We start from the raw sequence: 12,175 nt of genomic DNA on the forward strand, positions 1-12,175 counted from the left end.
AATCCAGAGAGGGACACCCATGCGGGACGCGTACCACGAGGAACTTGACTCGATCGGCGAGGGCCTGGTCGAGATGGCCCGGCTGGTCGGGTCGGCGATCGGGCGCGCCACCACGTCCATGCTCGACGCCGACCTGAAGCTCGCCGAGAGCGTGATCGCCGGCGACCAGAAGGTCGACGACCTCCAGCACGACCTGGAGGCGAGGGCCATCGCGCTGCTGGCGCGGCAGCAGCCCGTCGCCACCGATCTGCGGATCGTGGTCACGTCGCTGCGGATGAGCGCGGACCTGGAGCGCTCGGGCGACCTGGCGCAGCACGTCGCCAAGCTGGCCCGGCTCCGCTTCCCGCTGAACGCCGTGCCGCACGACCTGCACGCGACCATCCTGGAGATGGGGCAGCTCGCGCAGCGGCTGATGGCGAAGGCGGCCGAGGTCATCATCACCAAGGACGTCGATCTGGCGCTCCAGCTGGAGCAGGACGACGACGAGATGGATCTGCTGCACCGCACGCTGTTCCAGCACCTGATGGACGACCGCTGGAAGCACGGCATCGAGACGGCGGTGGACGTCACGCTGCTCGGCCGGTACTACGAGCGGTTCGCCGACCACGCGGTGTCGGTGGCCAAGCGCGTGGTCTATCTGGTGACGGGTGAGCACGCGGACGAGATCCAGCAGGCGGAGGCTCCGGTCGAAGGGGCCTGAGGGCCGGATGTGCCGCATGGGCTTCGTGGGATGGGGCCATGGGGGGCGCACAGGGGCGTGCCGGGGTGACTTTGGGGGGCGCCTGCGCGCATGCGCCGTTGATGCGCCCGCCATGGTGCCGATGCAATGAGCGAAGACGCACCCACGTTCGCCCGTGCACACCTTCGAGGAGGAACCATGGCCGAGTCCACCATGACCGATACCCAGCAGGAAGCGCCCGTCGAACGGGTGCGGCTGCCGATCCTCGGCGCCTGCGGCTGCGGCTCGGGCTGCGGCTGCGGCTGCCAGTCGGGCTCGCCGTGCGCCTGTGCGGGCAGCTGCGGCTGACACGGACAAGGGCCCGGTCCGGTGGTGAAGACCTCCACCCGGACCGGGCCCTGCTACTCCTCGCGTACTACTTCTTCTTGCCTTGATTCTTCACGGCCTCGATCGCGGCCGCCGCCGCGTCCGGGTCCAGGTAGGTGCCGCCCTGCTTGAGCGGGCGGAATTCGGCGTCCAGGTCGTAGGCGAGCGGGATGCCCGTGGGGATGTTGAGGCCCGCGATGTCCGCGTCCGAGACTCCGTCCAGGTGCTTCACCAGCGCGCGCAGGCTGTTGCCGTGGGCGGCGACCAGGACCGTACGGCCCGTCAGCAGGTCCGGGACGATGCTGTCGTACCAGTACGGCAGCATGCGGACGACGACGTCCTTGAGGCACTCGGTGCGCGGGCGCAGCTCCGGCGGGATCGTCGCGTAGCGCGGGTCGTCGCTCTGCGAGAACTCGGTGCCGTCCTCCAGCTCCGGCGGCGGGGTGTCGTACGAGCGGCGCCAGAGCATGAACTGCTCCTCGCCGAACTCGGCGAGCGTCTGCGCCTTGTCCTTGCCCTGGAGCGCGCCGTAGTGCCGCTCGTTCAGGCGCCAGGAGCGGCGGACGGGGATCCAGGAGCGGTCGGCGGACTCCAGCGCCAGCGTGGCGGTGCGAATCGCGCGCTTCTGCAGGGAGGTGTGCAGGACGTCGGGCAGCAGACCGGCGTCCTTCAGCAGCTCACCGCCGCGCACGGCCTCCTTCTCGCCCTTGTCCGTGAGATTGACGTCCACCCAGCCGGTGAACAGGTTCTTCGCGTTCCATTCGCTCTCGCCGTGGCGGAGGAGGATCAACTTGTACGGTGCGTCGGCCATGGGGCCGAGCCTAATCGAACGTTTCCGATTGACGGCTGCCGTCAATTGACTGGCGGCTCGGCGACGCCCGTACGTAAGTTGCGGTTGGCCGTTCGGCCACTTACAACGCCGGAGTCCTCGGGGGGAACGCCGCATGTCCATCGCCGCACTCAGACGCGCCGCGGGGGAGAGCGTCAGAAGGAGCGTCGCGGGGCTGCCGCGTGAGTTCTGGTGGCTGTGGACGAGCACGCTGGTCAACCGGCTGGGCGCGTTCGTCACCACCTTCATGGCGTTGTATCTGACCGTGGAGCGCGGCTATTCGGCGTCGTACGCCGGTCTCGTCGCCGCGCTCCACGGGCTCGGCGGTGTCATCTCCGCGGTCGGCGCGGGGGTGATGACCGACCGGCTCGGGCGGCGGCCCACACTGCTGATCGCGCAGTCGTCGACGGCCGCGTCCGTGGCGCTGCTCGGCTTCGTGCAGCACCCCGTGGCCATCGCCGGCGTCGCGTGCCTGGTCGGTATGACCTCCAACGCCTCGCGCCCCGCGGTACAGGCGATGATGGCGGACATCGTGAAGCCCGAGGACCGGGTGCGGGCGTTCTCGCTCAACTACTGGGCGATCAACCTGGGGTTCGCGGTCTCGGCGGGTGTGGCGGGCTTCATCGCCGAGTACAGCTATCTGGCCGGATTCCTCGGCGAGGCCGCGCTGACGCTGGCCTGCGCCGTACTGATCTACATCAAACTGCCGGAGTCCCGGCCCGAACGCGTCCTCGTGGACGGCAGGAGCGCGCCGGAGACCGGGATGGGGACGGTCCTGCGGGACGGCCGTTTCATGGGTGTCGTCGGGCTGTCGTTCGTGGTCGCGCTGATCTTCCAGCAGGCGTTCGTGGGGCTGCCGGTCGCGATGGGGGCGGACGGGTTCAGCAGCTCCGACTTCGGGATGGTCATCGCGTTCAACGGCGTACTGATCGTGGTCCTCCAAATCCCGGTGACCCGTTTCATCGAGCACCGTGACACCCGCCGGCTGCTGATCCTCTCCTCGGCGGTCGCGGGGTACGGCTTCGGGCTGACGGCCTTCGCCGGGTCGCTGGCCGTCTACGCGCTGGCGGTGTGCGTGTGGACCCTGGCCGAGATCGTCAACGCCCCGACGCAGACCAGCCTCGTGGTCCGGCTCTCGCCGGTCGACGGGCGGGGCCGCTACCAGGGCATGTACACGATGTCGTGGGCGGTGGCCGGTCTGATCGCGCCGTTGATGGCGGGTTTCCTGATCGACCACTACGGCGCCGACTGGCTGTGGGGCGCGTGCGCGGTGCTGGGGACGGTCGCGGCGGGCGGCTACTGGCTGCTGATGCGGGCGTTGCCGGCGGGCGAGGTCGACCGGAGCGTGGTGGACCAGGGCGTGGCGGACGTGGACCGGAACGGGGTCGACGGGAACGGGGCGGACGTGGACGGGAACGGGGCGGACGAGGGCGCCGAACCCGTCGCGGCTCCGGTCGTGTTGAGCGAGGCGACCGAACGGCTCTGAGCGCTCAGGTCACCGTGGCCGATGACCGGCTCTCCGTCGCCTCGTGCCCGTACACGCTCCGCACGTTGTCCTTCGCCGGTCTGGTCCGCCCGGCCGGACCCGCCGCGAAGGCCCGGAGCACGTTCTCGGTGGTACGGGTGACGAAGGCGCCGGTGCGCGCGTCCATCCTGTGGTTGCGGCCGTTCTCCCCGCTCCCCGCCATCAGGCCCTCGACCCACCGCATCGTCCCGGAGGCGAAGACGCCCGCACCGCTGGGGACGGTGTAGTACGCGGAATCGGCGTGGCTGTCACGGCCTTGGCAGACCAGCGGGGAGTGGGCGACGATCTCCAGCGGCGACGGCGTGGGCTGTTCCGGGGTCACCCGGTCGTACTCCACGCCGACCAGGTGGTCGAAGGAGTCGCCGCGCCGCACCCCGGTCCCCTCGAAGATCCAGTGGTCCGCGCCGTGGACGACATAGGGGGCGTCGGTGGGGAAGCCCTCGTACAGGACGCCGGTCAGGGACGACTCCGGGTCGGCGGCGGGGGCCGCGCGGAAGTCGGTGGTCACCATGGTGCGGTGCTCGACGAGGTACGGATCCTTCTCGTAGTCGGTCTTGAAGCAGACGACCGTACGGACGGGACCGCTGTCGCCCTCCCGCTCCAGCCGGATCCGGCGGAAGCAGGTGTTGGCGCCGAGGAAGACCAGGTTGGTTCCGGTGTCGCGGGCCCGGGTGACGTGCTGTCGCTGCTCGGGGGTCCAGTACTCGTCGTGGCCCAGCGAGACCACGGCCGAGGCGCCGCGCAGCACCGCCGGGGTGAGGTGGACGTCCACGCCCGTGGTGTACGCCAGCGGGATGCCGAGGCGTTCGGCGAGGACCACGGCGGCGCGTTCGTAGACCAGGAAGTTGTCGGCGCCGTTCTTGTCGTACGGCCGGTCGAAGCTGACGGCCAGTGAGCGGGCCCCGTACGCGCCGTCCTTGCCCTGGTAGAGGTTGTAACCGCCCCACAGGTTGTACGCCTGCCAGGTCGCGGGGGCGTGCATCAGCACCGTCCGGCCGGCGGCGCTCGGCGAGCGGACGATCAGCGGGACGTATCGCTGGTGTCCGCTCGAAGCGTCCAGCCGCAGCAGGTACGCGCCCTCCGGCCAGCCGTCGGCGCGGACGGTGAGCGTATGTTCCCAGTCCGCCCGCACGGAGCCGGGCCTGGGCCCCGCCGTACCAGCCGACCCGGTAGGCCGAGACCCGGAAGCGGGGTGCGGTGGTCGAGACGTGGAGACCGAACTCGTCACCCGGCTCCACGCTCACCGTGCCGTGTACCCCTCGACCGCCTCGGGCGGTCCCACGGGCCGGATGCGCCAGTCGGGACTGCCGGACCGCGCCCGCTCGGCCGCCCCGTCGGCCGTCGCGTCGGCGCCGGTACGGCTGGGCGCGACCTCGGGGCCCCCGTCCGCCGGGGAGTCGCAGCCGGCCACCGCGCCCACGGCGATCCCGGCGGCTCCCGCGGCGGCGGCGCCCAGAAAGCGCCGACGGTCCAGTCGCCCGGGGTGCTCGCCGTGCTCCGGGGGCTCCCCGTGCTCCCGGTGGTCACGGTGCTCTGCGTCGTCGCCCATCGGCCCGTCCCGGTGTCAGCCCCCAACTGTCAGCACGATCTTCGGCGGGCACGTGCCGGCGGGCGACCCCGGGAGGGCCGAATGTGCCCGGTCCGGGGGCGACTTCAGCCGGTCGGCGGGGTCCCGTTCGGCTGCCGCGTCAGATGCGTGAAGGCGTCGAGGTTCCGCGTGGACTCGCCACGGGAGACCCGCCACGCGTACTCCTTGCGGATCGCGGCCGCGAACCCCAGTTCCAGCAGGGTGTTGAAGGAGCCGTCGGCCTCTTCGAGTACGGAGCCGAGCAGCCGGTCCACCTCGTCCTCGCCGACGGCGGACAGCGGCAGCTTGCCGGAGAGGTAGATGTCGCCGAGCCGGTCGACCGCGTACGCCACCCCGTACAGCTTGAGGTTGCGCTCCAGCAGCCAGCGGTGGACGCCTTCCTGGTTCTCGTCCGGGTGCCGGATGACGAAGGCGTTGACCGACAGGGAGTGCCTGCCGACGCGCAGGGAGCAGGTCGTGGAGAGTTTGCGGGTGCCGGGCAGCGTGACGACGAAGGAGCCGGGTTCGGGGCTCTCCCACTTCAGCCCGGAGTCGTGGGCGGCGGATTTCAGGGCCCGTTCGACGAGGTCGGCGGCTGGGACGGTCCCGGTGGGGACCCTCCCGGCGGCGGGGGTGCTTCCGTTCGCGTCGGCTCGCGCTTCGTCAGCCATGGTGCGAGCGTACGCGACCCCGGTGATCATGCACGGCTGCCGTGTAGACGTCCGCCGTCGCGGAGGCCGCCGTGTCCCAGCCGAAGGACTGCGCGTGCCGCGAGGCCGCCAGCCCCATCCGGTCCACGAGTTCGGGCCGGTCGATGAAGCGGGCGAGCGCCTGGGCGTACGCCTCCGGCTCGTGGCCGGGGATCAGGAAGCCGGTCTGGCCGTTGCGCACCGCCACCGGCAGACCGCCCACGGCGGCCGCGACCACCGGCGTCCCCGCCGCCTGCGCCTCGATGGCGACGAGTCCGAAGGACTCGCTGTACGACGGCATGACCAGCACGGACGCCGCGCGGAACCAGTCGGCGAGCCCTTCCTGGCCGACCGGCGGACGGAACCGTACGACGTCGGCGATACCGAGCCTGGCCGCGAGCTTGTGCAGCCCCTCCGGCTTCGCCAGACCGCTGCCGCTCGGCCCGCCCACGACCGGGACGACCAGCCTTCTACGGAGGGAGGGGTCACGGTCCAGCAGGACGGCCACGGCCCGTAGCAGGACGTCGGGGGCCTTGAGCGGCTGGATCCGGCCGGCGAAGAGCGGGACGAACGCGTCCTGCGGCAGCCCGAGCCGGGCGCGCGCCGCCGCGCGGCCGTCGGCGGGAGTGAAGAGGTCGAGGTTCACACCGGGGTGGACGACCGCGACCTTGCCGGGGTCCGCTTCGTAGAAGCGGACGAGTTCGTCGGCCTCCTCGGAGGTGTTCGCGATCAGCCGGTCGGCGGCGCGCACGATCTGTGTCTCGCCGATGACCCGGGCCGGGGGCTCAGGTGTGTCGCCTTCGGCGAGAGCGGCGTTCTTGACCTTGGCCATGGTGTGCATGGCATGCACGAGGGGCGCGCCCCAGCGCTCGGCGGCGAGCCAGCCGACGTGGCCGGAGAGCCAGTAGTGGGAGTGGACGAGGTCGTAGTAGCCGGGGCGCTGGCCGGCCCACGCCTGCATCACACCGTGCGTGAACGCGCACAGCTGCGCGGGAAGCTCCTCCTTGGCCAGGCCCTCGTACGGACCGGCGTCCACGTGCCGTACGAGCACACCCGGCGCCAGCTCCACGCTCGGCGGCAGCCCGCCGATGGTCGAGCGCGTGAAGATCTCGACCTCGATGTTGATGGCGGCCAGCCGCTTGGCCAGCTCGACGATGTAGACGTTCATGCCGCCCGCGTCGCCCGTCCCCGGCTGGTGCAGCGGGGAGGTGTGGACGCTGAGCATGGCGATCCGCCGCGGTTTGCGGGGGTGGCCGGGAATCCGGAGCCGGGGTGGTGACACCAGGGTGCCGGCAAGCCTGGACACGTACTGGCTCACGTCGAAGGACCTCTCGCTCGGAGCATGGCAAGGAGAGGGCGTGGGAACCCTCTGGGACGGGGCAACACCGGAATGCTCTCTTTCATTTCCGGCTTTACCGAATCATTGCCGTTGGTTGCTCAACCCTGGACAGGGGTTCCGGGGACCCGGCGGGCGGTGAGGGCGGTCGCGAAGGGGGCGACGGCGGCCAACCGTCCGGCGGGCGGCGTCCGGCGCGTCGTTAGGCTCGTCCCCATGCCCGCGCGCCCGCCCTCCTCGCCCCGCCGCCCCGTGGGCACGGTCACACGCGGCACAACCAACCCGAATCGGCTGCGCCGCATGGACCGCTGGATCGCCGCCGTACACGGCCCCGCGCTGCGCCGCTCGGCCGATCCCGTCGCAGTCGACCTCGGATACGGCGCCGCGCCCTGGACCGCCGTCGAACTGCTGAAACGACTGCGGGCCGCCGAGCCGCGCACCGAGGTGGTGGGCGTCGAGATCGAGCCCGCGCGGGTGGCGGCGGCGCTTCCGTACGAGGAGGACGGGCTCAGCTTCGTCCACGGCGGCTTCGAGACCCCCCTGCCCGACGGCCGCCGGCCGCTGCTGATCCGGGCGGCGAACGTCCTGCGGCAGTACGACGAGAGCGAGGTCGCGGCGGTCTGGGACCGGCTCCGCGCGCGCCTCGCGCCCGGCGGGCTGCTGGTAGAGGGGACGTGCGACGAGATCGGGCGGCGCCATGTCTGGGTCGCCCTCGGTACGGAGGGTCCGCGCACGGTCACCTTCGCGACCCGGCTCGGCTCGCTGGACCGCCCATCGGATCTGGCCGAGCGGCTGCCGAAGGCGCTGATCCACCGCAATGTGCCGGGCGAACCGGTGCACGCGTTCCTGCGGGACTTCGACCGGGCGTGGGCGGCTGCCGCCCCGTACGCATCGCTGGGCGCGCGGCAGCGGTGGATCAGGGCCGTACGGGATCTGTCGGCGGACTGGCCGCTGGCCGGCCCGGCGTCGGGCGGCGGCGTGAGCAGATGGCGGCAGGGGGAAGTGACGGTGGAGTGGGCGGCGCTGGCGCCGGGTTCGGGCGAAAGGGACGCGCCCAAGGGAACGTGAGCGGCGGGCCGTTCGTCCCTGAGGGGTAGATGTGACCGTCGGCCGGTATCGCCCTCTGTCGTTCCGGAGGCCGGCATGGCACGATCACGTCGGCGGGGAACAGTTACTGACAGTAAGTCAGATGTATTCGGCCTTACATGTGCAGAAAGTTTCGAGAGTCGGCAGAGCAGTCGCCGAGACAGTTGTCCGGAGGGGGAGCTTGTGAACCGACGCCGCTGCGTCAGAGTCGCGATCACGGTCGTCTGCGCTCTGTCGGTGCTCACGTCACCGGCGTTGCTGAACCAGGCGTACGCGGCTCCCGCGTCCCCAGCGTCTCCCGCCTCCCCCATGTCCCCGGCGTCCCCGGCCTCGCCGAGCGACCCGCCGGTCGCGCCCCGCCCCTTCGACCGGTCCCTGCCGCCCGGTGCGGACGGCAAGTCCCCCGCCGCGGACGACTCGAAGCTCGAAGCGGTGCGCAGGAAGATCGACGGGCTGTACGGCAGGGCCACCTCGGCCACCGACGCGTACAACCTCGCCGAGGAGCGCGCCGACAACCAGTCGGCCGAACTGGTCAGGCTGGCCAGCGAGATCGTCAACGGCCAGGTCCGGATCGACAAGCTCAAGCAGCAGGCGGGCGCCGCGGCCCGCGCCCAGTACCGCGCGGGCGGACTGCCGCCCGAGGCCCAGCTGATGCTCACCGACGACCCGCAGCTCTTCCTCGACGGGGCGGGCAGGGTCCAGCGCGGCCAGAAGGCGACCAGGGACCTGCTCGGTCAGATGACCAATGCGCAGGACGACTTGACGGCGTACACGAAGAAGGCCGGCGCCGAGTGGACCAAGCTCGAAGCCAGCCGGGTCAAGCAGGCGAAGGCGAAGAAGGAGATCCAGCGCCAGATCAAGGCCGCCAAGAAGATAGAGGCGGGGCTGGAGAAGGAGGAGCGCGACCGGTTGCTCATGCTTGAGCAGGAGGACGCGGCCAAGGCGCAGGCGGCCTGGCTGAGTTCGGGCGCGCTCAAGGACATCAACGGCGAGGCGAGCGCGCAGGGCAAGAAGGCGATCGAGTACGCGATGGCGCAGGTCGGCAAGCCGTACGTATGGGGCGCCGAGGGCCCGGCGTCGTTCGACTGCTCGGGGCTGACGTCCGAGGCGTGGTCGGCGGCCGGCACGGTGATTCCGCGCACCTCGCAGGAACAGTGGCGGCTGCTCCCCCGGATCCCCCTCGCGGACATGCGGCCCGGCGACCTGATCATCTACCACGACGACGCGAGCCATGTCGGCATGTACGTGGGCGACGGCTCGATCGTCCACGCGCCGCGGCCGGGCCGGCACGTGACGCTGACGGGGGCGGGTTCGATGGTGATTCTCGGGGTCGTCAGGCCGGACAAGTAGGAACGGCGCCTGGCCGCCCCCTCCACCCCTCGGCCTCCTATGCCCCCTTTTGATGCGATTGCCCCGTGCGTCCCACGCGGCTCTCCTCCCACGTGATGTTTGTCATGGCCGTTTCGACCCGCCCCGGCTCCCCGATCGCGCCGGATGCGTGACGGGAAGCGGCATATGACGCGGGTTCTTCTCCGCGCGGCGTTCCTTACGCCATTCCTTTCCGGCGTCGGCTACCGCTAAGGTCCCGGTCGGTGGGGCGTCGATCGTCGCCGCACCGCGCCCTCGGGGGGAGGGAAGGACACACAGACCGATGGCCGTACCTGTACCTGTGCCGCGACAGCGCACGGGCTCGACAGTCGAGAGTGCGCCCGCCCGGGAGACCTCCGGCGGCGACCTCACGCTGCTCGTCATCGAGGACGACCCCGCGGGCACCTTCAGCGCACCGGAACTCCCCGACGCGGCCGGCACCCGGGTCCGTATCCGCACCGCACGTAACCTCACCGAGGCCGAGCGGCTGCTCACCGACGACATCCAGTGCATCCTCGTGGACCTCGCCCTGTCGGGCCGGGACGACGGCGACCTCGACGGACTCGCGCCGCTCAAGCATGTGCTGCGCCTCGCGCCCCGCCACGCCGTACTCGCGCTGGCCGCCGAGGGCGACAGCGAGCGCGCCGCCGCCGCCGTACGGGTGGGCGCGCAGGACTACCTCTTCCGCGACGAGCTCGACAGCCGACTGCTGAGCCGCGCCATCCGCTACGCCGTCGAACGCAAACGCGCGGACGTCGCGCAGCGCCAGCTCACCGAGTCCCGGCTGCGGGCGCAGGAGAACGCCCGGCTGGAGCGCGGGCTGCTGCCCACGCCGCTCCTCCAGGGGTCGAACCTGCGGTTCGCCTCGAAATACCGGCCCGGCCGCTCCCGCGCCCTGCTCGGCGGCGACTTCTACGACACGGTCCGTACGCCCGACGGCACGGTCCACGTGATGATCGGCGACGTCTGCGGCCACGGCCCGGACGAGGCCGCGCTGGGGGTGGAGCTCCGTATCGCCTGGCGGGCGCTGACCTTCGCCGGGCTCAGCGGGGACATCCTGCTCTCGACGCTCCAGAAGGTGCTGGAGCACGAGCGGGAGAGCGAGGAGATCTTCGCGACGCTCTGCACGGTCGACATCGCGCCCGACGGGCGGCGGGCGGGGCTCTGTCTGGCCGGCCACCCGTCCCCGCTGGTCGTCCGCGCCGGCCGGGCGCCCGAGCTGCTGCCGTACGACGAGGGCGGCCCCGCACTCGGCCTGCTCCCGCGCGCCCGCTGGCCGCGCCGCGAGGTCGAGCTGGGTGAGGCGTGGAGCCTGATGATGTACACGGACGGGCTGATAGAGGGCCACGTCGGAGCGGGCACGAAGCAGCGGCTGGGCCAGGACGGCATGGTCGAGATGATCACCGCCCAGCTGGCACGGGGCCTCAGCGGCGAGGAGCTGCTGGAGGCCGCGGTGGCGCAGGTGCGGGAGCTGAACGGCGGCGAGCTGACGGACGACGTGGCCGTACTGCTGCTGGACCGCGGCCGGGTGACCGAGCAGACGCCCGTCTCACCACCGCGCGGTCACTGACCCCGGCTCACTCGGAGTCGGCCGTGGTCACCGGCCGCCGTTGTACGGCCCGTAGGGACCGTCGCTGCTGGAGCCCCCGCTGCGGCCCCGGCCGCCACCGCCACCGCCGGTCTGCTTGATCGCGGGGCGCACATCGACGAAGTACACGATGACCGCGATGAGCCCGATGATCGGCAGGAAGGAGAGGAGCGGGAAGATCAGGCTCACCACGAGCGCGATGCCCAGAATGATCAGCCAGAACGGCTTGGTCTGCTTGTCCGCGGCGCGGAAGGCGTCCTCACGCCGGATGAACGCGTCGACCAGCGCGAAGCAGGCGAACACGGTCAGCGGAATGCTCAACATGGCCACAAGCCCGTCGAAGCCGGCCATCAACACGTTGCCCACCGCCTGTTTCTGTCCGAATCATGTGCCGACAAGGTACCCGTACAACGGACCGGACACCCGTGGGGTGCCCGGTCCGTCCATATCGCTGTCACTTGCCCGCGGGCGGCGTGGCCTTCTTGGCGGCGGCCGGCTTACGGGCGGCGGGCGCCTTCTTGGCGGCGGGCTTCGCCCCGGCGGCCTTGGCCTCCGGCTTCACCGCCTTCGTCTCGCTCTTGACCGCGGGCTTGGCGGGCGCGGACTTGGCCGGGGCGGTCCTGGCGGGCGCGGACCTGGCCTGGGCGGGCTTCGCCGCGGCCGGCTTGGCCGTCTGCTTCGTGCCGGGCTCGACGGCGATGGCGATCTCCGTCATCTCGTCCGCGGCGTCGCCGCGCCAGCTCCGTACGGACTGCTCGCCGCGCTCGGCGACCCTCTCGTACGTCTCACGGGCCCTGACCGCGTACTCCGCGGCCACGCCCACGCTCCGCAGCGCCAGGTCCTGAGCGTTCTCGCCCAGCTTCTTCAGGTCGGTGTCGAGCGATCCGAGCACCTCGGTGACCTTGGACTGAACGGTCGTCTGCGCCTCCCTGGCCTGCGAGGCGACCTTGTCCTGGACGAGCTTGGGGTCGGCGTTCCGCACCGCGTCGATACGGCCCGGCGCCTCCGCGCGCAGCTGCTCGATCAGCCCCGGAACCTTCTTGGCCTGCTCTACGGCGAGATCCGCCGTACCGGCCGCGAAGTAGAGGGGGGTCGGGTCGCTGAACGTCTTGCGCAGGTCATCGGCGATGGCCATGACTGTG

Annotated in this window: 13 protein-coding genes; 6 read left to right on the forward strand and 7 right to left on the reverse strand. The window is 71.4% G+C overall.

The features are described 5' to 3' along the window. Window positions 1–19 precede the first annotated feature (19 nt). Complete coding sequence (phoU, locus tag ACFWHU_RS26605; protein WP_383630591.1) at window positions 20–700, forward strand: phosphate signaling complex protein PhoU; 681 nt, start codon at window positions 20–22, stop codon at window positions 698–700. Between the two features lie 177 nt (window positions 701–877). Then, window positions 878–1,027, forward strand: a complete 150-nt coding sequence (locus tag ACFWHU_RS26610; RefSeq protein ID WP_385796471.1) for a hypothetical protein — start codon at window positions 878–880, stop codon at window positions 1,025–1,027. Window positions 1,028–1,094: 67 nt separating this feature from the next. Here ACFWHU_RS26610 and ACFWHU_RS26615 read toward each other — a convergent pair whose 3' ends face one another. Next, window positions 1,095–1,856 (reverse strand): phosphoglyceromutase, encoded by a 762-nt coding sequence (locus ACFWHU_RS26615; protein WP_164251520.1) that lies wholly within the window; start codon window positions 1,854–1,856, stop codon window positions 1,095–1,097. A gap of 133 nt (window positions 1,857–1,989) precedes the next feature. Between ACFWHU_RS26615 and ACFWHU_RS26620 the strand changes: the two genes are divergently transcribed. Beyond that, a complete protein-coding gene (locus ACFWHU_RS26620; RefSeq protein ID WP_387227755.1) occupies window positions 1,990–3,360 on the forward strand; it encodes an MDR family MFS transporter in 1,371 nt (456 codons plus the stop codon). Window positions 3,361–3,364: 4 nt separating this feature from the next. On the opposite strand, the gene ACFWHU_RS26625 is transcribed toward ACFWHU_RS26620, so the two are convergent. The 4 genes from ACFWHU_RS26625 to mshA form a co-directional block, all read right to left on the reverse strand. Continuing rightward, window positions 3,365–4,627, reverse strand: coding sequence for a N,N-dimethylformamidase beta subunit family domain-containing protein (locus tag ACFWHU_RS26625; RefSeq protein WP_387227757.1), 1,263 nt, complete (start codon window positions 4,625–4,627; stop codon window positions 3,365–3,367). A gap of 12 nt (window positions 4,628–4,639) precedes the next feature. Then, a complete protein-coding gene (locus ACFWHU_RS26630; RefSeq protein ID WP_387227759.1) occupies window positions 4,640–4,948 on the reverse strand; it encodes a twin-arginine translocation signal domain-containing protein in 309 nt (102 codons plus the stop codon). Window positions 4,949–5,052: 104 nt separating this feature from the next. Further along, window positions 5,053–5,637: a YbjN domain-containing protein gene (locus tag ACFWHU_RS26635; RefSeq protein WP_387227761.1), complete on the reverse strand. Its 585-nt coding sequence runs from the start codon at window positions 5,635–5,637 to the stop codon at window positions 5,053–5,055. Continuing rightward, a complete protein-coding gene (gene mshA, locus ACFWHU_RS26640; RefSeq protein WP_385796460.1) occupies window positions 5,630–6,973 on the reverse strand; it encodes a D-inositol-3-phosphate glycosyltransferase in 1,344 nt (447 codons plus the stop codon). Before mshA ends, ACFWHU_RS26635 begins: the two co-directional genes overlap by 8 nt. Before the next feature lie 234 nt (window positions 6,974–7,207). Between mshA and ACFWHU_RS26645 the strand changes: the two genes are divergently transcribed. The 3 genes from ACFWHU_RS26645 to ACFWHU_RS26655 all read left to right on the forward strand — a co-directional run bounded on the left by ACFWHU_RS26645 (window position 7,208) and on the right by ACFWHU_RS26655 (window position 11,015). After that, a complete protein-coding gene (locus ACFWHU_RS26645) occupies window positions 7,208–8,059 on the forward strand; it encodes a class I SAM-dependent methyltransferase (RefSeq protein WP_387227764.1) in 852 nt (283 codons plus the stop codon). A gap of 201 nt (window positions 8,060–8,260) precedes the next feature. Next, on the forward strand, window positions 8,261–9,427 hold the full coding sequence (locus tag ACFWHU_RS26650; RefSeq protein ID WP_385796455.1) for a C40 family peptidase: 1,167 nt from the start codon (window positions 8,261–8,263) through the stop codon (window positions 9,425–9,427). Between the two features lie 301 nt (window positions 9,428–9,728). Beyond that, window positions 9,729–11,015 carry a PP2C family protein-serine/threonine phosphatase gene (locus ACFWHU_RS26655; RefSeq protein ID WP_387227766.1) on the forward strand — a complete coding sequence of 429 codons (1,287 nt, stop codon included), beginning with the start codon at window positions 9,729–9,731 and terminating at the stop codon, window positions 11,013–11,015. Window positions 11,016–11,042: 27 nt separating this feature from the next. Here the strand turns inward: ACFWHU_RS26655 and ACFWHU_RS26660 are convergent, their stop codons facing one another. Together ACFWHU_RS26660 and ACFWHU_RS26665 are read right to left on the reverse strand one after the other, a co-directional pair. After that, entirely contained in the window at window positions 11,043–11,384 is a 342-nt protein-coding gene (locus ACFWHU_RS26660) for a DUF2516 family protein (protein ID WP_385796638.1), read from the reverse strand. 103 nt (window positions 11,385–11,487) lie between these two features. After that, entirely contained in the window at window positions 11,488–12,168 is a 681-nt protein-coding gene (locus ACFWHU_RS26665) for a hypothetical protein (RefSeq protein WP_385796450.1), read from the reverse strand. Window positions 12,169–12,175: the final 7 nt, after the last annotated feature.

The sequence above is a fragment of the Streptomyces sp. NPDC060366 genome, assembly GCF_042725135.1.
Lineage (GTDB): Bacteria > Actinomycetota > Actinomycetes > Streptomycetales > Streptomycetaceae > Streptomyces.